This window comes from Heyndrickxia shackletonii (genome assembly GCF_001420715.1).
Taxonomy (GTDB): domain Bacteria; phylum Bacillota; class Bacilli; order Bacillales; family Bacillaceae_C; genus Margalitia; species Margalitia shackletonii.
Window position 1 is genome coordinate 1124439 of record NZ_LJJC01000004.1, and the last position, 25255, is coordinate 1149693.

The window sequence follows — 25255 nt, forward strand, 5'->3', positions numbered from 1 at the left end:
AATAGAGGAAAGGAGTTAGGGTAATGAATAAGACATATGAAGCATATCAACAAGTTTCGGTTACTACAGCTACTCCTGGAGAACTGGTTTTAATGCTATATAATGGCTGTATTAAATTTATTAAGATTGCTAAGAATGCAATGAATGAACAAGATATTGAAAAGAAGCACCTCAACATTACTAAAGCTCAAAACATCATAAAAGAATTAATAGTAACCTTGAATATGGATTATGAAATTTCGAAAGATATGCGGAAATTATATGACTATATGAATAGAAGATTAATTGAGGCAAACATTAAAAATGACACCTCCATTTTAGATGAGGTTGAACACTTTGTTGAAGAGTTTCGAGATACATGGAAAGAAGTCATAAAAATTACTAGAAAATCACAATTTAAACTAGGTGAAACAGTCTAATGTCAGCCGTTCAAGAATTGTATGTTCTTACAAAAGAATTATATGAAATATCCACAGAAGAGAAAGAAAAGGATACGGATAAAAAAATATCAATGATAAGCAGTATCTTAGATAAACGTGAAGAACTGCTTTCAAATATTAATATAAATTCTCTACAAGATGAAGAAAAAATGTATATTTACAAAGTAATTGAAATGGATAAGGAAATAAATGAAAGCTGTAAAACAATTTTAATAGAAATTCAGCAAAAGTTACGTAGTACAACTAAAGCAAAAAGTACTCAAAAAAAATATTTAAATCCTTATTCACAAATTCATCAAGCATCAAGATTTTTCGATAAAAAGAAATAGTAATGAAAACAGTTAATTGTTATACAGTTAACTGTTTTTTTTTGAAATAATAATATTGTATTTTAATAAAAGAATATAACTACCAGACTTATAAAAAATATAGAATTCCTTTAAACTTTAACCAAACCAGTCGATAATTATAGAAAATCCGAAAAACTACTTTTATCGATATTGCTTATCCGAAAAACAAGAATATTAATGAATAGGAGTATAGAAAAAGTCATCGTGTCAAAAAAGAAATCAATATCAGCTCTATTCGGCTGAATAAAGGCAAATAGCTAGTAGGAGAATTCAGCTTAATCAATACCTCCGATTTGCAATGAAGCGATAAGTCGAGGAAATTATTATCAAACGAAATTCATGAATGAGAGAAGTTCAAATAGTCCTGTTGGATACTCTATGACTTAGATCACCTATCAAACAAGGTGATTTTTTTCATATATACAAATCCCTAAGCCTCTATTATAATTACATTAATTGTAAGAACATTCTCAGGGACAAGCTGGAGGAAACTTAATGGCACTCTATAATGTGATGGAAGAAATAGTACGGAACGCTTTACATGAAAATATCGAACTATTGCATTTACCATGTAAGTGTGAACGATGCCAGGAGGATATTCTTGCCCTTTCCTTAAACAAATTGCCTGCTCAATATGTTGTCAATCAAGATAGTAGACCATATATTCGAGCAATGTATACAGCTGATCGTCAAGGTGCTACGAAAATACTTAGTACTGTTATTCAGGCAGCTGATGTGGTCGCGAAAAATAAACGTTGTGGAAATTAAGACACCAGGAAAAAGGAGCATCTATGATTCGATTTATTCTAGCTTTTATTATTGCAGTACTTGCTGGAACGGTACTGACAATATTAAATGTGCCTGAAATACTAGTTTTTATCATTGCCTATATTATTGTTTTTGCAGTTTTATTATCTCCTGTTCTCTATTCATTGTATCGATCTAAAAACATGGAAAAACTAGAGAAGTTTTTAGTAAAAAGACAAAGGCATCCTTATTACCAGTTTATTTATGGGATGGCGAATAAAAACGATTCTCTAATAGAAGAGGCTTTTATTAAGCTGCAAAAGAAACCTCGAAAAAAGTCTTTTCAAGCATATATTCAAACCTTTTATGCACTCTATAAGCGAAATACAGAGGAAGCTAAGAGATTTGTTGATGAAATTCAAACGATTACTTTAAAAAATTATTACGAAGTGGCTATTGCGTTAGAGGAAAATAATCTGCAAGAGGCAAAAAATCTAATGCAGAAACCGTTAAAACCTTGGATGATACATGCGTTATCAGCAGAATTAGAGAAAAAGGATGGGAATCTGGATAAAGCGTCGGAGCATGCGAATAAGGCATTGGAATTAACAAGAGGATTACAACATTATATCATGGTAAAAGTATTTCAAAGAGAGTTCCAGAGTAACTTTTAAAAAAGGGTGGCATAGGTCCGCCCTTTTATTTTTTTTACTTAAAAACGTAACTACAATAAGTCCAACGATTCGCAATCAGTGCTATTTTGTTAATCCAATCTTATATTATATTTCACAAAATCTTTTCTCCGAGCAGGTTAAAACCCAACCTATGTCAAATATATATATTTCGGCAATCTTCAGACATAGGGGGAAATTTTCATGGAACACTCAGTAGAGAAACAATTTACAAAAGAAATGATGAATAAAATATTAGAAACTTATCAACTTGATTCTAATTTTAAGAAGCTAGGTGATTTTGAGAATTATGCATTTGAGGTGTATCAAAACGGTGAAGCGAAAATTTTGAGGGTCACACATAGTTCCCATCGTTCACAGAAGGAGCTGGAATCGGAGCTTGATTGGATTCAGTATTTGCATGGCTGTGGAATCAGCATCCCGGCGGTTTTTCTATCGCCGAATGGGAAAACCGTAGAAGCTTTTGAGGCAGAGGATTCCGTTTTTTATGCATGCTTATTTGAAAAAGCACCGGGCAATCCCGTAAAAGTTGATGATTTTAGTGAAAAGCTTTTTCGTATTTGGGGAAAAGTAACCGGAAAAATGCATCGTGTTACAAAGAATTATCAACCAGGTGAAAACATTCAACCACGTTCTCATTGGAATGGTAATGATTTATTGCAATTGGAGTATTATTATCCGAAAGAGGATAAAGAAGCCTTGGCAGCTGCGCTTAAAGTAATAGAAGAAGTTGAAAAATTACCTAGAACAATAGATTCTTACGGGCTGCTTCACACAGACATCCACAGCGGAAACTTTTTCTATGATGGAGAAACAATCCATATATTTGATTTTGATGATGCATGTTATCATTATTTTGCATCGGATATTGCTATTCCTTTATATTATTCAACTAATAGCAAGCATTTTTATGGAACGAAAGAGGAACGTAATGAATTTGCAAGAGGATTTTTAAAGGCTTTTCTTGAAGGGTATCGTGAAGAAAATACGCTTTCTCAAGATTGCTTAGAAACAATTCCGTTGTTTCTAAAGCAAAGAGATATTGAGTTATACGCTGTTTTTAGTAAAAAAGTGCCGATAGAGGATCGCAATGAAAGGATCCAGCATTGGATTGATGAAATAAAAGAGCGTATTGAAAAAAATGAAGCGATTGTGGATCTTGATTTAAGTGCTAATCTAATATAGAAAAAGAAGAGGCTCTTTCGATTGAAAAGCCTCTTCTTTGAGCTTTATTATTTTTACCAATAGTAAGGATATCCATAATAAGGGTAAGGATACGGATAGCCATAAGGGCCACCAAGAGCGGTTCCTAATAAAGCACCAGTTGCTAACCCGCCGATAAATGGCGCACCAAATCCAAATCCCCAAGGTCTCCCGAATCCCCAAGGTCTCCCGAATCCCCATGGTCTGCCGAATCCGAAAGGCCTTCCAAAGCCTCCAAAGTGACCAAATCCAAAAGGTCTCCCAATAATTCTTTCATCTTGCGTGGGTTCACTATATCCATGTAAATAATCAGGATGCATTTTATTTCCTCCTCAAAAATATATTTTTATAAGCATTTTCATTAAAGGATATGATAAATAGGTGTAAGCTGTTTGGGTGTATGCCTTAATATTGGAAATTATTTTTGGGATATTGTCCTAGTGAAAAAGTGACATTTTCGACAAATTTAAATATTTCCCGAGAAATTCGACAAAAATCTTTTTAGGTTTAAGCAGGAATATAGACGTGTATAATAGAAATATATAATCATAGCAATAAAAATAGGTAATGTGTTCCGCAAGTCTTGTCTAGACAAGCCTATACTTACTTGGGACACAGCCAAAATAGGAGGAGTCCATATGATGAACTACAACATTCGTGGCGAAAACATTGAGGTAACTCCAGCAATAAGGGATTATGTAGAAAAGAAAGTAAGCAAGTTAGAGCGTTATTTTATTGAGGTACCTGATACCAATGTTCATGTCAATTTGAAGGTGTATCAAGGTAAAGGGTCTAAGGTAGAAGTCACCATCCCTCTTCCACAGCTTGTGTTGAGAGCAGAGGAAGTAAATGAGGACATGTATGCTGCAATTGATTTAATAACTGATAAATTGGAAAGACAAATCCGTAAACATAAAACAAAAGTAAACCGAAAACTCCGTGAAAATGGAAACCAAAGAGAGTTCTTTGCATCCAATGTCTCTACTAGTGTACAAGTAGAAGAGGATGAAAATGATTTAGAAGTTGTGAGAACAAAGCAATTTGATTTGAAACCGATGGACAGCGAGGAAGCTGTTCTGCAAATGAATCTTCTCGGCCACAGTTTCTTCGTCTACACTGATTCCGAAACGAATCAAACGAATATTGTGTACCGTCGTAAAGATGGAAAATATGGATTAATCGAAACAAAATAATGCAGAAAAAAATCCGTGACCTGGTGGTTGCGGATTTTTTGTTCGTTTAACTTTAAAAAATACTCACCGTATAGCGCAAGCAGCCATCGACTATTATATTTCTCCTTCTTCTCCCTGCAGGTAAGGGCATCAGGTGAAATTTGAAGTGCCAATTTCACTAGCTCGTGAACTGATGCGCAAATGTTTTGGCTGCAATATTTTGGACAGGTTACTGTATAATAATAGTAAAAAAAGATCTAATATGAGGTGCTCAAATGAAAATAGATGATATTGATCGTAAAATACTGCAGCTTTTAACAGAAAATGGACGCTTATCATATGCAGATATCGGAAAACAATTGAATTTATCTCGAGTGGCCGTTCGCGAGCGTGTCCATCAGTTGATGAATCATGGTGTAATTGAAAAATTTTCCGTCGTTATCAATTCGGAAAAAATCGGAAAACATGTATCCGCTTTTTTTGAAGTGGACTGTGAACCTGCCTATTTAGTAGAGGTTGCCCAAAAATTGGCGGACAACCCTAGTGTTGCAAGCTGCTATCAAATGACCGGACCAAGTACTTTACATATGCATGTGTTAGTGGATGATTTTTCTAGCCTAGAGCACTTTATTAACAATGAATTGTACAACTTAGAAGGCATTACAAGGGTGGAGAGTAATATTTTATTGCGGAGATTCAAGAGTCGAAATGGATTGAAGCTGTAGTTTCAGGAGACATTACAAATTTGAAGTGGATAATTGTTATGTTTTAGGTCTAAATACCTAAATCGGTCCATTGTTCCCCGTTTTCAGTCCATTCGAATGAAAATCTGTGCCGTTAACCATTTTACTGGTGCTAATTTGATAAACACCAATATTAGTTTGCAAAACCAGCCGAAATTGAAGTAAATCAAGATATCTGTTTCTAAAAGATTAAGAATTTTGTAGAAAAAAGGTAGTCATAAAGATAAATATTTACTATAATCATAGATAAAGATTACGTTTGTAAAACAAAATATCGATTTTGCTTTACAAATGTACAAAAAGGGGAGTGTAGAAACGTGAATCTTGATCACTTATATCAACCGTATCCTTCAACTAGAAATACTGTTTTTGCAAGAAATGGGATGGTGGCCACCTCACAGCCGCTTGCTGCACAGGCAGGGCTTGAAATCCTTCGCAAAGGCGGAAATGCCATTGATGCGGCGATTGCGACTGCTGCAGCTTTAACGGTTGTTGAGCCTACCTCTAATGGAATCGGTTCAGATTGTTTTGCTCTTGTTTGGACTGAAGGAAAGCTTCATGGGTTAAATGCCAGCGGACCTTCGCCAAAATCAATTTCAATAGAAGCTTTGCGCGAACGCGGGTATGAAAAAATGCCGGTTCATGGTGTGGTGCCTGTCACTGTGCCAGGTACACCATCAGGGTGGGCGGAGCTTTCTAAAAAATTTGGCCGGTTATCTTTAAAAGAAGTTCTGGAGCCTGCAATTCGTTATGCAGAAGAAGGCTATCCTTTAACACCAATTCTAGGCAAGTATTGGAAGTCTGCCTATCGTATTTACAAGCAAAACATGACTGGTGAGGAGTTCCAAGCATGGTTTGAAAACTTTGCACCGGAAGGAAGGGCACCAGAAATCGGAGAAATTTGGCGTTCACCTGGTCATGCCAGCACTTTAAGGGAGATAGCAGAAACTAATGCGGAAAGCTTTTATCGTGGGCCATTAGCAGAAAAAATCGCTGATTATGTGCAAAAACACAATGGATTTTTATCCAAAGAGGATTTAGCCGAGTATCGTGCTGAATGGGTAGAACCAATTTCTACGAATTATCGCGGTTATGATGTTTGGGAGATTCCGCCGAATGGTCAAGGATTGGTTGCTTTAATGGCGCTTAATATTGCCAGAGGTTTTGATTTTACAGAGAAAGAAACAGTGGATACTTACCATAAACAAATTGAAGCGATGAAACTTGCGTTTACAGATGGAAAGGCGCATATTTCCGATATTCAACATATGCGAGTGGAAGTGAACCATCTTTTATCAGAGGAATATGCTGCAGAGCGTCGTGCGTTAATCGGGGAAGAAGCAATTACTCCTGATCCATATAAGCCGCCAAGCGGAGGAACCGTGTATTTGGCAGCTGCTGACGGAGAAGGTAATATGGTTTCTTTTATCCAAAGCAATTATATGGGATTTGGATCTGGAATTGTAGTGCCTGGCACCGGTATTGCTTTGCAAAATCGCGGAGCAGACTTCTCATTAGATCCCGAACATCCTAATGCGTTGAAGCCTGGTAAGAAAACGTATCATACGATTATTCCGGGATTTTTAACGAAAGGTGATCAAGCAGTTGGTCCGTTTGGGGTAATGGGCGGATACATGCAGCCGCAAGGACATTTCCAAGTCATTATGAATACCATTGATTTTCATTTGAATCCGCAAGCAGCACTGGATGCACCGCGCTGGCAGTGGACGGAAGGGAAAAAGATTCAAGTGGAACCTCATTTTCCAAACCATCTTGCGCAAGCTTTAGCACGCAAAGGCCATCAAATTCAAGTTGCCACGGATGGTGGCGGATTCGGCCGCGGCCAAGTGATTTGGCGTGACCCTGAAACAGGTGTGTTAATGGGTGGAACAGAATCCAGAACAGACGGCTCGATTGCGGTATTTTAGGAAATGTTTCCTAACAAGGTAAATACAAAAATATAAGTGAATCGTTTTTGAAACGCAGTCTCAAACTAAAACAACCAGTGGAAGACACAAAAAAGGAATGTGATAAAGTGAAATCTTGGGATATATTTGTTGCCTTTTTCCGGTCGGGAATGCTTGGATACGGAGGAGGACTTTCGGCTATTCCGCTAATGAAAAGGGAAGTCGTGGACATATATAAGTGGATGGAAGAAGAGGAATTCTCCGATATTTTAGCGTTAGCCAACACACTTCCAGGACCTATTAATACGAAAATGTCCGGTTATATTGGATGGCGCGTTGGTGGCTTCTGGGGCATGATGAGTGCATTAGTGGGTACCGTGCTTCCAACCGTCGTTTTGTTGATCATTTTTTTAACAGTATTACATGAATACAAGGATAAGCCTTGGGTGAATGGAATGTCTCGAGCAGTAATACCAATTGCAGGTGTAATGCTAGGAGTGTTGACATGGGATTTTATCAAAAAATCCAAAAACACGATGGGATGGACAATGACCGTGATTCTTCTAGTAATAAGTATAGTAGTGATGCAGGTTTTAGGAATCCATCCGGCTATTTTAATCGTAGGCTTACTTGTCTCTGCCCTCCTTTCTAAAAATAAGAAGGAAGAAAAGCAGGTGAAGGCATCATGATATACTGGCAGATTTTTTTAGCGAACTTTATGGCTAACCTTTTAGGCTATGGAGGCGGGCCAGCAACGATACCCCTTCTCGAGCATGAGGTTGTAGACCGTTATCATTGGTTTTCCGTCCATGAGTTTAGTGAGATGGTTGCACTTGGAAATGCATTACCGGGTCCAATTGCCACAAAACTTGCGGGATATATCGGATACTCACAAGGCGGCGTAATTGGTGCCATCATTGCTTTGTTCGCAAGTGTTGCTCCTTCCCTAATTTTAATAATTGCCTTGCTCGGTATTTTGATGAAATTTAAGGACACTGCCAAGGTGAAAAATATGACGAAGCTCGTTCGCCCGGCAATTGCAGTGCTATTAGGCGTTATGACGATCGACTTTTTTACCACTTCTTATAAAGGGGTTGGAATCGTTCAAACAGCGATAATCGGGATTGTTAGTTTATTGCTGTTAGAAAAATGGAAGGTTAGTCCTGTGTATGTTATCTGCGGAGCGTTAGTGTACGGAGCGATTTTTTTAGGGTGAATAAATATTTGAGGACAAGTGCTAGAGGATTAGTGCTTGTCTTTTTGTGGGAGTGCAATGATAAAATCTAGTGAAATTAAGCGGACAGGAGTAATGTTTTTTGAGTCTGACAAAACATCCCGGGAAGTTCCCCACCTTCCATAAGGTTCAGCATTTAGTAAGGACAGATCAGCAAAATATAGAAAAAATTCCGCAAAACTCCCGCAAAAAAATACTTAGCGGACACCAGATCCGTTATGTGTGACAAAACGCATTAATTTCCTATGTTAGAGGACACACGTTCCGCTATCAGCAAAAAAAGCAGTGATTTCTTGTGTTTTTTCGTAAATAACGGAACCTCAGTCCGCTTAACCACTAAATTAGGGCGATTTGTCACATATAACGGAACGTGTGTCCTCTAACCAATAAAATAGTTCAACGAGATCATATCGGAACACTATTTTCACTAGGAAACCCCATATTTTATATTTTCATCCTTTTCCCAACAATCCATTTCACCTCTTTGGTTGTCACTTCATAGGTTAAAATGTTAAAATTTAAAAAGTAGTATAATAGGTAAGTCGTGTGAGAGGATTTTTTCTACTCCGCAAAGAATGTATATAGAGACAGTTTCTGTATAGTCGTTGTTTCTCGTCAAACGGCTATAAATTCTAATATAGAATTCATTTCGGGGCATCTTTTCTTATATTCGATGGTCAAACCTAGCCCAAACAGGGATTTACAAGGTTTTCGTCATCATAAGCAATATAGTTTAAGAAAAGAGCCTTAATAGAAGGCTCTCACAGTTGATGATAAAGGAGCGTTATAGATGGTTGCTTTTTTAGAAAAAGTGTTTGATGCAAATAAACGCGAAATAAAGCGTCTTGATAAGTTAGCAAACCAAATTGAAGAGTTAGCCTCTGATATGGAGAAGCTTTCAGATGATCAGCTTCGTGACAAGACAGAGGAGTTTAAAGAACGCTATCAAAAAGGGGAAACATTAGACGATTTACTTGTAGAGGCATTTGCGGTTGTCCGTGAAGGGGCGCGCCGGGTGCTTGGATTGTATCCATATCATGTTCAGCTAATGGGTGGTATTTCCCTTCATGAAGGAAATATTTCTGAAATGAAGACAGGTGAAGGTAAAACATTAACGGCAACCATGCCTGTTTATTTGAATGCTCTATCTGGCAAAGGAGTGCACGTTGTAACAGTCAATGAATACTTGGCAAGCCGTGACGCGACTGAGATGGGCGAGCTTTATAACTTTTTAGGCCTATCTGTAGGGTTGAACCTAAACAGTATGTCTAGCGAAGAAAAACAAGAAGCGTATGCAGCAGATATTACGTATGGAACCAATAATGAATTCGGGTTCGATTACCTGCGGGACAACATGGTACTATATAAAGAGCAGCGTGTGCAAAGACCGCTTTTTTATGCGGTTATTGACGAGGTTGACTCGATTTTAATTGATGAGGCGCGTACACCGCTAATTATTTCTGGTCAGGCGCAAAAGTCAACAAATCTTTATATTCAAGCGAATGCTTTCGTTCGTACATTGAAAAAAGAAGAAGATTATACCTATGATGAAAAAACTAAAAGCGTTCAGTTGACAGAGGAAGGTATTAGCAAAGCGGAACGTTCCTTTGGTATCGACAACTTGTTCGATATTAATCACGTAACGTTGAATCACCATATCAATCAAGCGTTAAAGGCAAATGTATCGATGCATATTGATGTGGATTATGTTGTGCAAGATGGAGAAATTGTTATCGTTGACCAGTTTACTGGCCGTTTGATGAAGGGACGCCGTTTCAGTGACGGATTGCATCAAGCAATCGAAGCGAAAGAAGCGGTAGAAATTCAGAATGAAAGTATGACAATGGCGACCATTACGTTCCAAAACTACTTCCGTATGTATGAAAAGCTTGCCGGGATGACTGGTACGGCGAAAACGGAAGAAGAGGAATTCCGTAATATTTACAATATGAGAGTAATTGTCATTCCGACAAACAAACCAATTGCACGTGATGACCGTCCGGATTTAATCTATGCATCGATGGATGGAAAATTCCGTGCGGTGGTAGAGGATATTGCAGAGCGCAATAAAAAAGGGCAGCCAGTCCTTGTAGGTACTGTTGCCATCGAAACATCGGAATTAATTTCCCAATATTTATCGAAAAAAGGTATTCGCCATAATGTCTTGAATGCGAAAAATCATGAGCGTGAAGCAGAAATTATTGCTCTTGCCGGTGAAAAAGGATCCGTAACGATTGCGACGAATATGGCTGGCCGTGGTACCGATATCAAGCTTGGTGAAGGTGTCGTTGAGCTTGGCGGTCTTGCTGTTATTGGTACAGAACGTCATGAATCACGCCGTATTGATAACCAGCTCCGCGGACGTTCTGGACGTCAAGGGGATCCTGGTATTACCCAATTTTATCTTTCTATGGAAGATGAATTGATGCGCCGCTTCGGTTCCGACAATATGAAAAACATGATGCAGCGGCTAGGAATGGATGATTCACAGCCAATTCAAAGTAAAATGGTATCCAAAGCGGTGGAATCTGCACAAAAACGTGTAGAAGGAAATAACTTTGATGCACGGAAGCAGTTATTACAATACGATGATGTACTTCGCCAACAACGTGAAATTATCTACAACCAGCGTAATGAAGTTATCGATTCCGAAAATCTGCGTGACATTGTGGAGAATATGATCAAAAGTGTTATTGAACGCGCTGTTGAACTTCATACTCCAAAACACGAAGACGAGGAAAATTGGAATCTGCAAGGACTTGTCGACTATGTTCACGGTAATCTTTTACACGAAGGTGCTGTATCCGTTAACGATTTCCTTGGCAAAGAACCAGAGGAAATGGTGGATCTGATCTTTGAAAAAGTGAAAAAGGATTATGATGAAAAAGAGGAATCATTAGGTTCTGAACAAATGCGCGAGTTTGAAAAGGTTGTCCTTCTTCGTGCTGTTGATACGAAATGGATTGATCATATTGATGCAATGGATCATTTACGTCAAGGTATCCATTTACGTGCTTACGGACAAGTTGATCCGCTTCGTGAATATCAAAGTGAAGGCTTTGCTATGTTCGAAGGCATGGTCACTGCCATTGAAGAAGATGCAGCTAAATATATCATGAAGGCTGAAATTCGCAATAATCTGCAGCGTGAAGAGGTAGCGAAAGGCCAGGCGGTAAATCCAAAAGAAGATGGGGAAACCGTTAAGAAGAAGCCTGTCCGTAAGAAACAGGATATTGGCCGAAACGCCCTTTGCCCATGCGGAAGCGGGAAAAAATATAAGCAATGCCATGGGAAAAATCTTTAAAATAAATGAACACTAGCTTTTTATTCGGAATCGTCTCTTCAGACTAACCAAGGCGATTCCGATTTCTTGCTGTTTATAGCAGGGGCTACGTTTAGCTTCAGCGCCATCAGATGTTCAAGGTGCTTACGTATTTGAAATCAACATGAGGTGAAACTATATGGAATTATTTGAAATTAGAACTGAGCTTGAAAAAACTGCTGTGAAATTAGCTGATTTTAGGGGGTCTCTTTGACCTCGAAAATAAAGAGGCACGCATTGCTGAATTAGATGAAATCATGCTGGAGCCAAATTTCTGGAATGATCAGCAAGGTGCTCAAAAGGTAATTAATGAAGCAAATGGTTTAAAGGATTTGGTGAATGAATACAAGGAACTCGTTGATACACAAGAGAACCTTGAACTTACACATGATCTAGTAAAAGAAGAAGAGGATCCAGACTTACGTGCTGAATTGGAATCTGAACTTCAGGAGTTAGTTACGCGATTAAATGAATTTGAACTTCAGCTTCTATTAAGCGAACCATACGATAAAAACAATGCTATTCTGGAGCTTCATCCAGGTGCCGGCGGAACAGAATCACAGGATTGGGGTTCTATGCTTCTTAGAATGTATACTCGTTGGGGTGAAAAGAAAGGTTTCAAAGTGGAAACACTTGATTATCTTGCCGGAGACGAAGCTGGAATTAAAAGTGTAACCTTGTTAATTAAAGGTCACAATGCATATGGTTATTTAAAAGCGGAAAAAGGGGTTCACCGTCTTGTGCGGATTTCCCCATTTGATTCATCAGGCCGCCGCCATACTTCCTTCGTATCCTGCGAAGTGATGCCGGAATTTGATGATGATATCGAAATCGAAATTCGAACTGAAGATCTTAGAATTGACACCTACCGTTCAAGTGGAGCGGGTGGACAGCATATTAACACAACAGACTCTGCGGTAAGGATTACACACATCCCAACGGGTGTCGTTGTTTCCTGTCAATCAGAACGCTCCCAAATTAAAAACCGCGAAACTGCAATGAGTATGTTAAAAGCGAAACTTTATCAACGTGAAATCGAAGAAAAAGAAAAGCAATTAGCAGAAATTCGCGGTGAGCAAAAGGAAATCGGCTGGGGAAGTCAAATCCGTTCCTACGTTTTCCATCCGTATTCAATGGTGAAGGATCACCGTACCAATACGGAAAGCGGAAATGTGCAGGCAGTGATGGATGGCGATATCGATCCATTTATCAATGCTTACCTTCGTTCCCGACTTTCGTAAGCATAATACACATAAAACTCTCATGCCATGGCACACTAGGCATGAGAGTTTTTTATTTAAAAATGTACGAATGCAAAAATAGCGCCGAAAGCGGGAGCAGCTATTCGTATACTGCAGTTTATTACCATGCAAACTTGACCATAAAATATTCAAAACTCTTTATAGACACTCCTATCACCCCCATGCTATACTCTCTGTCGGTAGTCTATACAACTTAGAAGGGAAATTAGTACATGAAGAAACGCAGAGGAGAAGCTACAGCAAATCACTTTCAATCAAAAATCTTAGAATACATATACATATTAATTGGATCTGCCATTATTGCGATAGCCTTTAATGCCTTTTTACTCCCAAATGAAGTAGCATCTGGCGGCGTCAGCGGCATAAGTACCATTTTTCATGGATTATTCGGTTGGAAGCCAGCCTATGTCCAATGGGCATTTAATATCCCGTTATTCATTGCTGGGCTTATCTTTTTAGGATTTCAATTCGGAGTCAAAACTTTAGTTGGAACCATCTTTTTGCCTTTTGTCGTATTTTTAACGGAACATATGAAGCCTTGGACAAATGATCCGTTATTAGGTGCATTATTTGGCGGAGTAGGTGTCGGTCTTGGGCTTGGCATTGTTTTTAGAGGAAAGGCTTCAACCGGCGGAACTGATTTAGCAGCTCAAATCATTCATAAGTTTACTGGTTTAACTCTTGGAACTTGTGTTGTTATTATCGATGGTCTAGTAGTATTATCAGCCGCTATCGTATTTGACATTGAAAAAGCGCTTTATGCACTGATTGGACTTTTTGTCACAAGCAAAACGATTGATTTAGTGCAGCTTGGAATTAGCCGTTCTAAGACAGCTTTAATTATTACGGACAAGCAGCAGGAAATTCGTGAAGGAATTTTGCATAAAATTGACCGTGGTGTGACAAAACTATCAGCATATGGGGGCTTTACAGAAAACGAAAAACCCGTTCTCATGTGTGTGGTCGATCAAACTGAATTCATAAAGTTGAAACAATTGGTGAAAAGTCTTGATCCGACTGCATTTGTCATCGTTATGGATGCTTTTGAAGTGCTTGGGGAAGGTTTCAAAAAAAATTAGAATTGCTATAATGGAAATGCGAGAAACATTTTCCATTCCTAAGGAGGAAAAAGGATGAAAAGAAAAATAATTGGAGTTATCATGATTGTTATGCTTGCATTTGCGATGGTTGCTTGTTCAAGTAAATCAAAGGATACAAGTGAAAAAACAACTAACAAAACTACCACTACTGCAAATGCGGGCGATGCTCAAAAGCTTTTTGATGCAAAATGCTCTTCATGTCATGGCAAAGATCTTGCAGGTAATGTTGGTCCAAACCTACAAAAAATCGGTTCCAAATATAGTAAAGATGAAATTTTAAACATCATTAAAAATGGTAAAGGCAACGGAGCAATGCCTGCTGGATTATACAGTGGGAAAGATGCAGATACAATTGCCACTTGGTTATCTAATAAAAAATAATAATTTACAGAAAAGGACTTGATGTTCATCATCAGGTCTTTTTTCATAGTCAAGATTGTATTTTTTAACCTATTAGTTCTTTGTGCCTATTTTATATGAATTTCATGCCATTATACACCTACTTTTAAGTATGTTTTATAAAAAACTGCCTAATATGACAAATTGCCCCATAATAAATATGTAGTAAAAATATCTTTACTTTAATGTAACCCCACCGATTGAAATAAAAATGTAATATGCTTACTGCTACTGGGATGTTATAATAATTCTGTGATTCATTTCGATGTTTTACGATGTTTTTTGCTATTTTTTGATAGAAATACAAAATTTGACGAAAATAGTTAATCACTGAAATACAGAATTTTTTCTGCAACTTAGAAAGAAGAATACAGTAAAGATAGGTGATTAGATGATAGAAATGCAAAATGTTTATAAAAAGTATCCCAATGGGATTATCGCAGCCAATGGATTAAATGTGCATATAAAGCAAGGAGAATTTGTCTATGTCGTTGGACCTAGTGGTGCAGGTAAATCAACTTTTATTAAGATGATGTACCGGGAAGAAAAAGCGACAGACGGCTCCATTATGGTAAATGGAATTAATCTATCCAAACTGAAAAATAGTAAAATACCATACTTCCGCAGACAGATTGGCGTCGTATTTCAAGATTTTAAGTTGCTGCCAACGCTTACTGTCTTTGAAAATGTAGCGTTTGCGCTGGAAGTAATTGAAGAACAACCAAAATCCATAAAAAAACGCGTAATGGACGTTTTAAATCTTGTTGGTTTAAAACATAAAGCGCGAATGCTTCCAACCGAGCTTTCGGGTGGAGAGCAGCAACGTGTTTCCATCGCACGCTCTATTGTAAACCGTCCACGAGTGATGATAGCGGACGAGCCTACAGGAAACCTTGACCCGGAAACATCTTGGGAAATTATGAAGATCTTTGAAGAAATTAATAATCGCGGAACGACTGTCGTCATGGCAACTCATAACCGTGAGATTGTAAATGCAATTAGACATCGTGTTATTGCAATTGAAGGTGGAAAAATCGTTCGCGACGAGAATCGGGGGGAATACGGATATGAAAGCTAGAACGTTTCAGCGTCATCTCCGTGAGAGCCTGAAAAGCCTCGGACGTAACGGCTGGATGATGTTTGCCTCAGCAAGTGCTGTTACCATTACACTATTACTCGTAGGCGTCTTCTTCGTTATTATGATGAATATGAACAAGATTGCGTCAGATATTGAAAATGATGTAGAAATTCGCGTCCACATTGATTTAACTGCTAACAAGCAGGATCAAACCGTTTTGCAAAACCAAATACAAAATATCCCGCAAGTAAAATCCGTAACCTTTTCCTCGAAAGAGCATGAATTGCAGGATTTAATTAAGAAAATGGGGAAGGACTTCGAATTATTTAAGCAAGACAATCCATTATATGACGTATTTGTCGTAAAAACGAAGAAACCTACCGATACCCCTATAGTGGCCAAGCAGATAGAACACATGGATCATGTCGAATCGGCCATTTACGGTAAAGGGAAAGTAGAAAAACTTTTTAGTGTACTAAAAGTAAGTCGAAATGTTGGTTTAGTTTTAGTCATCGGCTTGTTATTTACAGCAATGTTCTTAATCTCTAACACTATTAAAATTACAATTTTTGCAAGAAGAAAAGAAATTGAGATTATGAAACTAGTAGGAGCAACAAACTGGTTTATCCGCTGGCCGTTAGTAATGGAAGGTATCTGGCTCGGAGTACTGGGCTCGATATTGCCGATTTTCATTGTTTCAGTCGGTTACTATTACGCACATAAAATCATTGCTCCAAGATTAGTTGGCCAATTTATTCAAATCTTGAACTTCAGTCCGTTTGTGTTTGAAGTGAGCGCACTTCTTTTAGTCATCGGTGTTTTCATTGGTATATGGGGAAGTACGATGTCCATACGCCGTTATTTAAAAGTGTAAATGAGTTCGATTTAGTTTCAAATAAATAAAACATATTTCAAGTAAGACAGTCATCATGAACGGAAAGTAGGAAATAAAGAGAAGATACTTTTCGTTCTAGATATAATACATATTAGCTTGGAAAGAGTGAGAGGGGTTTATTCATTGAAGAAACGTTCGTTATTTTCTATTGTGCTAATTTTGCCTCTAGTTCTTACCTATCATTCAAATGCATTTGCTTCTAAGCTTTCCGATTTACAGAACAAACAGAAACAAGTAGAAGACAAACGCTCCAATGTAAATTCTAGTATCCAAAAGAAGGATAAGCAGATTTCGAATATTAATGGGCAACAAATAGATTTAGAAAGCCAAATGAAACAAATAGAAGCTGAGATTAATAGTACAGATCATAAGATTCAAGAAAAGCAACTACAAGTGAGCAACACTAAAGAGCAAATAGCCGAATTGAAAAAGAATATTGAATCGTTGAAGAAGAGAATTGAAGAACGTGATCAGTTATTAAAGCAACGGGCACGTGCAATGCAAACGAATGGCGGTTCTGTCAATTATATGGATGTTATTTTGGAATCAGAAAGTATAAGTGACTTGATTGATCGCCTTTCAGCTGTGACTACTCTCGTTAATGCAGATAAAGAAATCATCGATCAGCAAAAGAAAGATAAAGCGGATTTAGAGAAAAAGCAAGCAGATGTTGAAAAAAAATTAAATGCTCTTCAAGGTATGGTTAATGACCTTCAACAGATGAAATCACAATTAAATCAACAGCAAGCGAAGAAGAAAGAAATAATGACAGCACTTGCTGCACAGAAAAAACATCTTGAAGAAGATAAATTCTCCCTTCAAGAAGAGCAAAAAGTATTAGCTGCGCAAAAGTCAGCTATTCAAAAAGCAATTCAATTAGAGAAAAAGCGTATCGCTGATGAAAAAAGAAGACAACAACAGCTGCAACGTCAACAGCAACAGCATCAGCAACATAATAGCGGAGGTGGAGGTTCATCCAATCTACCACCAGTTTCATCTAGCAACTTTACAAGACCAGCTGCAGGGTATATTTCATCAGAATTTGGTTACCGTTCTGGTACGTATAGTGGTTTCCATGCAGGAATCGATATAGCAAACAGCGGAAGTAATGTACCAATTGTAGCAGCTGGAGACGGTGTCGTTGCTACTGCCTATCATTCTAGCAGTTATGGAAATGTTGTAATGATTACTCATTATTTAAACGGGCAACAATACACTACCGTATATGCACATATGAAATATTTCACTGTTAGCGCTGGGCAATCCGTAAGTAAAGGACAACAAATAGGAGTAATGGGTACTACAGGAGAATCCACTGGACAGCATCTGCACTTTGAATTTTATATTGGTCCATGGACAGGTCCACCACATAATGGAGCAGTAAACCCAAGAAACTACGTGAACTTCTAGAAGAAAAATACCACATCTACTATGTAAAATTAAAGATAAGTGAATGTATGTTTTTATTATGATAAGAACAACTTGTCTTTAATGTCACACACAATATAAAAATTAGTACATCACTTATATATTAGTGGTGTACTTTTTTATTTATTAGACCACTTAAATGACCTCATTTACTACTACAACAAAGTTAAAGAAAATTATGGAAATACCACAACATTTTGTGCTACAATAAAATACAGGAACATATATTCCGGGAACGTATATTCTGTAACAGGTGGTGATGGTAATGAAAGAATACACTGTTAAAGAAGTTGCTGACCTCCTAGACAAGCATGAAGAAACTATTAAACGTTGGATCCGTTCGGGTAAATTACCTAACTCTTACAGAAATAGTGACAAAGAAGGTTGGAGGATTATCGAATCGGATTTACTAAACTTGAATAAAACTATTCCAGTTAACAAACATGAACTAGAAAATGATGATGTGAAATTGGAGGTTGATGAATCAGAGTTAGTTAAATTAGCATATCAAGCTGTAACGCTTACTTCTCCTACTGATGAAATTTTATTTGTTTTATCTGTTGTTGGAATCAAAAGAACCTTAGAAATACTGCTAATTATGCAGCAATCCATTACCAAAGTTAAAAACCCTGACGGGTTCATTCGAAAGGCGATACGGGAAAATTGGACACCAACTTCTACTCCAATTAAATTATCCAGGAGAGAAAGAAGTAAAGGGGTTTACGATTTAACACCACAAGAATTTGAAGAAAGATTCGGTAGAGAGAAATCCCAAACAGTCCCAAAGGTCCCTTTCTATAATTGGCTTGAAGAATAACTAAGGGAAAGTAGGGGTATATCCATGTCTAAGTATTCCTATTTTTATTGTCCTGAGGGGATTGAAAGTCGTTTTGAACTGTTAGTATTTGATAATCAAAACCAGCCATTTCTCCCTTTAACAGAGCATTATCATGATTGCATTGGAAGAATTGATAAAAGTTCCGCCCTTTCGTATATGCAATGTCTTCTTCCCTTTTTTACATGGTTAGATCAATTTAGTAACTATCAAGGAAAAAAGGTTAAATGGGATGATTCGCCTGACATTATACGAATAGCCATTGAAGATTACCTTATGAACGAAATGGCTTGTAAAGTTAGAGAAAATGATACATTCCGGTTTGTGAATCGAACAAATAAAAGTCCGAATACAGTTAATCGTTTCCTTTCTGCATTAAAGTCATTCTACAAATCTCTTATTCGATTAAAACAATATAAACATCAAAACCCTTTAATAGACTCATATGCTATCTTAAATGATTATAAAGATAACACCGTAGGTGTTAGAAAGGACAAGCCTCTCATGCCGTCAAAAGCAGGAACAGAGGATGCTGCTCCGCACAGAAGACTAACGGATTCCTACTTCAAATTAATTAATGAAGAATGGCAACCTGAAATCATTGGTGATATTCATCTTCCCTATCAAGTTTATCAAGCAGGCAAAAAAGCGAATTGGTCATTAAGAGAAGTAGTAATTGCTCGTATGCTATTTGAAACAGGAGCGAGAGCATCAGAAGTGATTGAATTGACAATTGGAGATTATCGTTCACGTAAATCACTTCAAGAGGCTAGTACATTTAATAAGGGAAGCCATGAAAAAAGGGTTAAATTTTTACGGTTTAGTAAAGATACAGTTAAACTACTTATGCAATACATAAATAAAGAACGTAAGCAATTTGACGAGTTACAACGTAAATTTGATGATTTACCGGATGAAGATCCTGTGTTCCTTACGGAACTTGGAACACCATTATCCTATCCAGCCTGGTATTACCATTGGGACAATGCAATGAAGGAATGTGAGATTAAGTTAAATCCACATAAAACAAGACATTGGTTTGTAACTTCAAGGCTACGTGAAATCTATAATACTTCTAAAACAGAAGCAGAAATCCAGCAAAGGAAACAGGAACTCATTAAATATATCAAATGGAAAGATAAAAAAACCATTGAGGTATATGAGCATTACTTTGACGAAGAAAGTCATCGTAAAGCACATGATGGAATGCTTGAGAGTATGGCACAGAAAGAAAAAGAATACATGGATCAACAGAAAAACAAACGCAGGAAGAAATCGAGCATAAAGGTCATAGAAGGTAACTATGATGATATTGAAATAGATGATGAAATACAAGAATTATTAGATGGATTGGAGTGATTACACTGACCGTATTAACTGATAAACCAGAATCCCCATTTTATGAACAATTATCGGGTATAGTTGATGAACAAATTCTCCATTTGCAAGATGCAAGAGGAATATTTCTTTTAGATAAGGCCCATGAAAGGTATATGAGATACTATCTCCGTAATGTAGCAGAAAAGCCTTGGAATAATCATTTACTACTTTCTGCTTTAGTTTATGTCGACAAAAATGCGGATGTCAGAACAATAGATGAACTGCTCCAACAAGTTAATGTAAGATTAGTAGACTTGTTTAAAATATTTCATCTTAGCAACATGGCTGAGTTTAATGTTGAAACACATATGTACCAGTATTTAAAAGGTTCGTATTACCAGGAACATTCGGATTCCATGAGAAGTAAATTATTAGCATTGTATAGAAGTTTAACTTATTCCACAAGGAAATGGGTCACATCAAAATTAAACAGTGATCAACAATCCTACTTTGAGCAATACTTATTACCTATGCCATCTTACGATTCAAGAGATTTCTCATTTACTAAATCAGCTAAGGATCTGGCTAAAGACACTCGAAAGAATGAAACAGATGTTATTGTGCCGCTACTCCCCCAAATACGAGCAGAAGGACATTTCAGATGGAATCAGATAAACCGACTAAGACAAACCTTTTTAAAGGCGTGTGAACAGGCTAAGACGACAAGTATGGATCTACCCTTAGAATTCCATTATGATGAACCTGAACGTGTGGGAGAACGCTTTTACTTTCGTCTGTGGGACAAGTCTTCGTTTGTTTTGAATCACCATGACCAATTCTCAGCTTCATCGTTAACGTCGGCATATAAACGTACAGGTGCTTATTCTGAGGGGAATAATCGCTATTTCGTTGAATTTGTGAAAGCAGAGCGATTAGATGACGATGAAAAGGCCGAAGGTCTTTGGTTTACGGAAATTTTCGAAAAAGGGTTGATTGGTCGATGGAATGAATTTGTGGATGTGACTGATGATCTAATCCAACAGAAACGAGAATTATTATATTCATGGGGATATGGTAAGAATGATTTTACTGAAAACTCCTTCCCTTTCTTTTCAAAACATAAAGGAATACTTACACCAAGTACCTTTGTTTCTCGTAACAAACATTTAGCAGAAGGAATTTTGTTTGATGTAGAACCACTTTATGCAGCAGTAACCTTCGGCCTATTAGCTGTAGACATTTTTACTACAACTGGTGCAAGAATAAATGAATTATTGCAGATAAGTAATACAAGGGAATGTATCCGAAAAGTTAAAGTTGAGGACAAATTGAAATTTTCCTTTTACGCTATACCAAAAGGTCGAGATGAAGTAGAACCTTTTTATATTAGCGAACAAACGATGAAGTTAATTCAATTGGTAGCAAAATTTTTAAAGGAGCATTATGGTACTGATAAAATACCAAGTGTAATATATCGTGGTAATCGAAGTCACCTATTTCCTGAACCTAAACCATATTTCTTTCAGTATCATGAAAGTTCTTTCAATCATTTTGCTGTTGGGGCATGTCTTCGCTTTTTACTTCATGGACTAAACTTCGAATCACAGGAGGGAAAACCAGTTGTAATTAAAACACATTTATTACGCCATGCGTTCGCAACCGAAGCTGTTCAGCGACAAAATTTACCTATCGACATTGTAGCAAAAATATTGCATCAAAGAGATATAGAGGTTACGGGTTATTATTCAGAACCTACACCTAGCCAAGTTGCTCAATCTGTTAGTGATTTACATGATGTTATCTCGGATTATGTAGACTTAGATGAGGCTGTTTTACGAAGTGGTGAAGAACTTGTAAATGAACTAGAAGAATATAAACAAAAAGTTGGAGTATTTAATAATGTGTTAGGTGGAGCTTGTACTACGAATTTTGTATGTCCTACTAAAATGCAATGTTTGGGATGCCAAGCCAAAGTTCCTCAACCTGAAAAGAAGCATGAATTAGAAGAAGTAATCGAATTATCAAAAGACATGGAGAAACGCTTTACCGAAATGAACTTGCCAGTAGAAGTAAAGAAAGCAAAAGCAATGCGAAAACACGCTCGGAATGAGTTAAAAGAGATTGAACTTATTGAGAAATATAGGGAGGAACAAAAGTATGAGCCACACATTCAATTCAAAAAATGATAGACCGTGGCTAAAAGAAAGTCATAAGAAACGTAGTAACCGTTCAGTTGATATAGGTAAAGGAGCTATTGATTCATTGATTAAGAAAGGTAAACTCATAACGTACACTAATGTGGCTATCGCATCAAAAGAAATTGATCCCGAAGGGAAAGGAATACATCCAAATACCATAAGAACAAATGAGCAATTGTATGACTATTATAAACAACATAGCTTAACGTATAAACAAAACCAGAATAGCAAAAATATTAAACCTACCCTCAATACTGATATAGATATTGATTTTCGTAACATAAAGCCAAACCGAAATGAAAAAAACACAAAGAGAAATTACATGAAGTTATCTAAAAAAGAACTTGTTGACCGCCTATTCTATGCGGAGCAGTATATCGTAGAAGAGAATTCAGAATGGGTTGCAAGTCATTTTGAAAAGTTTAAGTAGGGTAATACTTATCGTGTATTACCTCCCCTTCTTCAACTAACGGGGCAGCATTCCTGTAATGAAGGAAAATGGAGTTTGAACAAAAAAATAACCTCTTGGTAGAATAAGAGAGTCCTGACGCTGGCCAGCAAAAAGGACAAACATCTCAAATACCAGGAGGCCTTAAAATGAATTATAACCAGAATAAGAAGATTGCTCAAATAACTTCTCAAACACTTATTATAGGAGTCGATATTGCGAAATTCAAGCATGTGGCACGTGCCCAGGATTTTAGAGGTATAGAGTTTGGATCTCCTTGTCAATTTGAAAATACTAAAGAAGGAATTGAGTATTTTCTAAATTGGATTTCAGAAATCAAAAAAGAACAGCGTATGGATAAAGTGATGGTTGGTATGGAACCGACAGGCCATTATTGGTTTAACTTGGCCCATATTTTAAAAGAAAATGGGATTAAATTTGTCGCTGTAAACCCCTTGCACGTCAAGAAAAGCAAGGAGTTGGATGATAACTCACCTACGAAGAATGATGTGAAAGATGCCAAGGTCATAGCCCAGTTGGTCAAGGACGGAAGATACGCCGAACCTACGATACCGCAAGGTGTTTATGCCGAACTCCGTGTGGCAAAGAAAATTCGCAATCTCCTAACAGAGGATCTCCAAACGGTCCAAGGTCAGGTTCACAACTGGATTGATCGGTACTTTCCAGAATTTCTAACGGTCTTTAAGAAGTGGGAAGGAAAAGCAGCGTTACAATTCTTAAGGCTTTATGCCTTACCTCATGAAATAGTGAATTTTACTGAACATGAACTGTTATCTCATCTTAGAAAATCAGTAACCCGTAGTGTGGGACTTCATAAGATTCAGGAGTTAAAACAAGCAGCTAGTAAGTCCATCGGACTTCGACAAGGTTCTAATATGGCTAAATTGGAATTAAAAACATTATTAGATAAATATGAATTGATTCAACTTAAATTCGAAGAATTAGATTCAAAAATAGATATCTTACTTGATGAAATACCAGGTGTACCTCAAATGTTGGCCATTAAAGGTGTTGGAAGGGATACGATTGCCGGTTTCTTTGCAGAAGTAGGTGATCTAAATGAATATACTCATCCCAGACAAATTATTAAACTCGCCGGGTTGAGTTTAAAAGAAAATACATCTGGTAAGCACAAAGGGAAAACGACCATCACAAAAAGGGGACGGAAGAAACTAAGAGCTCTGTTGTTTAGGGTTTGTATGATTCTCGTTGCCAAAAATTCAGCATTTAAAGCATTGCATGCATACTATACGCAACGCCCAGATAATCCATTAAAGAAGATGCAGTCTCTCATTGCTTTGTGTAATAAACTGATCCGTATCCTCTTTAGTATAGGTAAAAAGCAATTTGAATTTAGTGAAGATAGGATGTTAAAAGACATCCCTCATATGACAGTAATGAATGAGACAGAATTGGCTGCATAATTTTGTTTTAGTTTAGATAAATAGTAGACACTTTATAGTTTTGGAGACATTTGAAGCACGGATTAGTCGGCAAAGCAACTAAATTACGGGCAAAGACCCTGTGGGGCAGCATGGCCGACATCCACCTCATGGAAAGGTTGGACGAAGGAATTTGAGAGCGAAGACTCTGTGAGGCATGGGAGGGTTGACCTCCATGAGAAATGTGGACATCCACCAGTGCAATCATAAATTTACTCACTCACCAATTTCTGTAAGTTGGTGGTTAGTGGTCTATTGTTCTTTTTTCTTCAAAAGTCCAATTTTATCCTTTTAAGTGATTTCCCTCCAACTATTAAGTAATTACCGGAAGGTAAACTACTTTGAAAATCTAAGAAAAACGAAGAAATCAGGAGATATTGCTTTCTTTATTGAGGGAGCATTCCTGTAATTTTTGAAGTGAGTTCCAAATTATGATTGTGAAGAATTACACTTAAAGTAACGGGTGCTTTAGTTGAACAACAATATTATATAGTCGTAGTGGTAAATGAGGTCATTTGTTGTACAAAAAGGATAGATTAATACAGGTATTATTCCTGTTCATCTATCCTTTTCTTTTATACCTATAAAATGTGTGACATTATAACCAAGTGTATATTTATAAGTAACCTTAATTATTTTCTTGACTTTTAATAAAAATTATTGATGTGGTATTTTTTATGGGATAAGGGAGTGGGTCCCTTATCCCAGTTTGTTTTAATGACCTTCTTCCTGCCATACATGGTTATCACTAGTAAGTTATTACCAAATTATCCATATCCTATTGACCTCCTATTATGTAAGCGTTTAAAATTTCAGTATATAATTGGTTTCATGTTACTAGGTCATACTAGGCATGGAAAACAAATACGAGAGCATTCTCGGTTGTTTTCTGTGCCTTTTTATTTTCAAAAAGATTTTGTTGCGACTCTAATACATAGGCAAACCTAGCCGCAACGGGCTCATTGAATCGTGTGACTATTAACATAACCAAGTTAAAAAAGCCAATTATATAAAATGAA

The 25255-nt window shown here is 37.1% G+C and carries 23 protein-coding genes; 22 read left to right on the forward strand and 1 reads right to left on the reverse strand.

The window, feature by feature from the left end:
* The first annotated feature begins 23 nt into the window (after positions 1 to 23).
* The 5 genes from fliS to AN964_RS05360 all read left to right on the forward strand — a co-directional run bounded on the left by fliS (position 24) and on the right by AN964_RS05360 (position 3414).
* Positions 24 to 419, forward strand: coding sequence for a flagellar export chaperone FliS (gene fliS, locus AN964_RS05340; RefSeq protein WP_055738708.1), 396 nt, complete (start codon positions 24 to 26; stop codon positions 417 to 419).
* Positions 419 to 769 (forward strand): flagellar protein FliT, encoded by a 351-nt coding sequence (fliT, locus tag AN964_RS05345; RefSeq protein WP_055738709.1) that lies wholly within the window; start codon positions 419 to 421, stop codon positions 767 to 769. The genes fliS and fliT overlap by 1 nt, the downstream gene beginning before the upstream one ends.
* Positions 770 to 1285: 516 nt before the next feature.
* On the forward strand, positions 1286 to 1558 hold the full coding sequence (locus AN964_RS05350) for a late competence development ComFB family protein (protein WP_083489229.1): 273 nt from the start codon (positions 1286 to 1288) through the stop codon (positions 1556 to 1558).
* A gap of 23 nt (positions 1559 to 1581) precedes the next feature.
* Positions 1582 to 2211: a hypothetical protein gene (locus AN964_RS05355; RefSeq protein ID WP_055738710.1), complete on the forward strand. Its 630-nt coding sequence runs from the start codon at positions 1582 to 1584 to the stop codon at positions 2209 to 2211.
* A gap of 201 nt (positions 2212 to 2412) precedes the next feature.
* Entirely contained in the window at positions 2413 to 3414 is a 1002-nt protein-coding gene (locus AN964_RS05360) for a phosphotransferase enzyme family protein (RefSeq protein WP_055738711.1), read from the forward strand.
* Between the two features lie 53 nt (positions 3415 to 3467).
* On the opposite strand, the gene ymaG is transcribed toward AN964_RS05360, so the two are convergent.
* The gene (gene ymaG / locus AN964_RS05365) at positions 3468 to 3752 is read right to left on the reverse strand and encodes an inner spore coat protein YmaG (protein WP_055738712.1); all 285 of its coding nucleotides are present in this window, start codon (positions 3750 to 3752) and stop codon (positions 3468 to 3470) included.
* 318 nt (positions 3753 to 4070) lie between these two features.
* Here ymaG and hpf point away from each other — a divergent pair, with 318 nt between their 5' ends.
* The 17 genes from hpf to AN964_RS05450 all read left to right on the forward strand — a co-directional run bounded on the left by hpf (position 4071) and on the right by AN964_RS05450 (position 24218).
* Positions 4071 to 4625 carry a ribosome hibernation-promoting factor, HPF/YfiA family gene (gene hpf / locus AN964_RS05370; RefSeq protein WP_055738713.1) on the forward strand — a complete coding sequence of 185 codons (555 nt, stop codon included), beginning with the start codon at positions 4071 to 4073 and terminating at the stop codon, positions 4623 to 4625.
* Between the two features lie 254 nt (positions 4626 to 4879).
* Positions 4880 to 5329 (forward strand): Lrp/AsnC family transcriptional regulator, encoded by a 450-nt coding sequence (locus AN964_RS05375; RefSeq protein ID WP_055738714.1) that lies wholly within the window; start codon positions 4880 to 4882, stop codon positions 5327 to 5329.
* Positions 5330 to 5664: 335 nt separating this feature from the next.
* On the forward strand, positions 5665 to 7275 hold the full coding sequence (locus AN964_RS05380) for a gamma-glutamyltransferase family protein (RefSeq protein ID WP_055738715.1): 1611 nt from the start codon (positions 5665 to 5667) through the stop codon (positions 7273 to 7275).
* Between the two features lie 107 nt (positions 7276 to 7382).
* Positions 7383 to 7943, forward strand: coding sequence for a chromate transporter (locus AN964_RS05385; RefSeq protein WP_055741150.1), 561 nt, complete (start codon positions 7383 to 7385; stop codon positions 7941 to 7943).
* On the forward strand, positions 7940 to 8470 hold the full coding sequence (locus tag AN964_RS05390; protein WP_055738716.1) for a chromate transporter: 531 nt from the start codon (positions 7940 to 7942) through the stop codon (positions 8468 to 8470). Before AN964_RS05385 ends, AN964_RS05390 begins: the two co-directional genes overlap by 4 nt.
* A gap of 808 nt (positions 8471 to 9278) precedes the next feature.
* The gene (secA, locus tag AN964_RS05395) at positions 9279 to 11792 is read left to right on the forward strand and encodes a preprotein translocase subunit SecA (RefSeq protein ID WP_055738717.1); all 2514 of its coding nucleotides are present in this window, start codon (positions 9279 to 9281) and stop codon (positions 11790 to 11792) included.
* A 157-nt stretch (positions 11793 to 11949) separates the two neighbouring features.
* Positions 11950 to 13051, forward strand: a protein-coding gene (prfB, locus tag AN964_RS05400; protein ID WP_152982355.1) for a peptide chain release factor 2 whose coding sequence is annotated in 2 segments (ribosomal slippage) — positions 11950 to 12021 and positions 12023 to 13051 — 1101 coding nt in all. Because the reading frame shifts where the segments join, the coding sequence is not laid out codon by codon here.
* Between the two features lie 233 nt (positions 13052 to 13284).
* Positions 13285 to 14151 carry a YitT family protein gene (locus AN964_RS05405; RefSeq protein ID WP_055738719.1) on the forward strand — a complete coding sequence of 289 codons (867 nt, stop codon included), beginning with the start codon at positions 13285 to 13287 and terminating at the stop codon, positions 14149 to 14151.
* Positions 14152 to 14205: 54 nt separating this feature from the next.
* Positions 14206 to 14553 (forward strand): cytochrome c551, encoded by a 348-nt coding sequence (gene cccB / locus AN964_RS05410; RefSeq protein WP_055738720.1) that lies wholly within the window; start codon positions 14206 to 14208, stop codon positions 14551 to 14553.
* Between the two features lie 409 nt (positions 14554 to 14962).
* Positions 14963 to 15649 (forward strand): cell division ATP-binding protein FtsE, encoded by a 687-nt coding sequence (ftsE, locus tag AN964_RS05415; protein ID WP_055738721.1) that lies wholly within the window; start codon positions 14963 to 14965, stop codon positions 15647 to 15649.
* Positions 15639 to 16523: a permease-like cell division protein FtsX gene (ftsX, locus tag AN964_RS05420; protein ID WP_055738722.1), complete on the forward strand. Its 885-nt coding sequence runs from the start codon at positions 15639 to 15641 to the stop codon at positions 16521 to 16523. The genes ftsE and ftsX overlap by 11 nt, the downstream gene beginning before the upstream one ends.
* Positions 16524 to 16667: 144 nt before the next feature.
* Positions 16668 to 17954, forward strand: a complete 1287-nt coding sequence (locus AN964_RS05425; protein ID WP_055738723.1) for a murein hydrolase activator EnvC family protein — start codon at positions 16668 to 16670, stop codon at positions 17952 to 17954.
* Between the two features lie 283 nt (positions 17955 to 18237).
* Positions 18238 to 18789 (forward strand): helix-turn-helix domain-containing protein, encoded by a 552-nt coding sequence (locus AN964_RS05430; RefSeq protein ID WP_055738724.1) that lies wholly within the window; start codon positions 18238 to 18240, stop codon positions 18787 to 18789.
* A 24-nt stretch (positions 18790 to 18813) separates the two neighbouring features.
* A complete protein-coding gene (locus tag AN964_RS05435) occupies positions 18814 to 20166 on the forward strand; it encodes a tyrosine-type recombinase/integrase (protein ID WP_055738725.1) in 1353 nt (450 codons plus the stop codon).
* A 5-nt stretch (positions 20167 to 20171) separates the two neighbouring features.
* The gene (locus AN964_RS05440) at positions 20172 to 22313 is read left to right on the forward strand and encodes a site-specific integrase (protein ID WP_055741151.1); all 2142 of its coding nucleotides are present in this window, start codon (positions 20172 to 20174) and stop codon (positions 22311 to 22313) included.
* A complete protein-coding gene (locus AN964_RS05445) occupies positions 22285 to 22755 on the forward strand; it encodes a hypothetical protein (protein ID WP_055738726.1) in 471 nt (156 codons plus the stop codon). The genes AN964_RS05440 and AN964_RS05445 overlap by 29 nt, the downstream gene beginning before the upstream one ends.
* Positions 22756 to 22922: 167 nt before the next feature.
* Positions 22923 to 24218, forward strand: a complete 1296-nt coding sequence (locus AN964_RS05450; RefSeq protein WP_055738727.1) for an IS110 family RNA-guided transposase — start codon at positions 22923 to 22925, stop codon at positions 24216 to 24218.
* Positions 24219 to 25255 lie beyond the last annotated feature (1037 nt).

Bases quoted from the DNA above. Each gene is read 5' to 3' on its own strand.
- fliT (WP_055738709.1), top strand. From the start codon at position 419: ATGTCAGCCGTTCAAGAATTGTATGTTCTTACAAAAGAATTATATGAA.
- hpf (WP_055738713.1), top strand. From the start codon at position 4,071: ATGATGAACTACAACATTCGTGGCGAAAACATTGAGGTAACTCCAGCA.
- AN964_RS05430 (WP_055738724.1), top strand. From the start codon at position 18,238: ATGAAAGAATACACTGTTAAAGAAGTTGCTGACCTCCTAGACAAGCAT.
- secA (WP_055738717.1), top strand. From the start codon at position 9,279: ATGGTTGCTTTTTTAGAAAAAGTGTTTGATGCAAATAAACGCGAAATA.
- ymaG (WP_055738712.1), bottom strand. From the start codon at position 3,752: ATGCATCCTGATTATTTACATGGATATAGTGAACCCACGCAAGATGAA.
- AN964_RS05350 (WP_083489229.1), top strand. From the start codon at position 1,286: ATGGCACTCTATAATGTGATGGAAGAAATAGTACGGAACGCTTTACAT.
- ftsE (WP_055738721.1), top strand. From the start codon at position 14,963: ATGATAGAAATGCAAAATGTTTATAAAAAGTATCCCAATGGGATTATC.
- AN964_RS05435 (WP_055738725.1), top strand. From the start codon at position 18,814: ATGTCTAAGTATTCCTATTTTTATTGTCCTGAGGGGATTGAAAGTCGT.
- AN964_RS05405 (WP_055738719.1), top strand. From the start codon at position 13,285: ATGAAGAAACGCAGAGGAGAAGCTACAGCAAATCACTTTCAATCAAAA.
- cccB (WP_055738720.1), top strand. From the start codon at position 14,206: ATGAAAAGAAAAATAATTGGAGTTATCATGATTGTTATGCTTGCATTT.
- fliS (WP_055738708.1), top strand. From the start codon at position 24: ATGAATAAGACATATGAAGCATATCAACAAGTTTCGGTTACTACAGCT.
- AN964_RS05390 (WP_055738716.1), top strand. From the start codon at position 7,940: ATGATATACTGGCAGATTTTTTTAGCGAACTTTATGGCTAACCTTTTA.
- AN964_RS05360 (WP_055738711.1), top strand. From the start codon at position 2,413: ATGGAACACTCAGTAGAGAAACAATTTACAAAAGAAATGATGAATAAA.
- AN964_RS05445 (WP_055738726.1), top strand. From the start codon at position 22,285: ATGAGCCACACATTCAATTCAAAAAATGATAGACCGTGGCTAAAAGAA.
- AN964_RS05355 (WP_055738710.1), top strand. From the start codon at position 1,582: ATGATTCGATTTATTCTAGCTTTTATTATTGCAGTACTTGCTGGAACG.
- AN964_RS05450 (WP_055738727.1), top strand. From the start codon at position 22,923: ATGAATTATAACCAGAATAAGAAGATTGCTCAAATAACTTCTCAAACA.
- AN964_RS05375 (WP_055738714.1), top strand. From the start codon at position 4,880: ATGAAAATAGATGATATTGATCGTAAAATACTGCAGCTTTTAACAGAA.
- ftsX (WP_055738722.1), top strand. From the start codon at position 15,639: ATGAAAGCTAGAACGTTTCAGCGTCATCTCCGTGAGAGCCTGAAAAGC.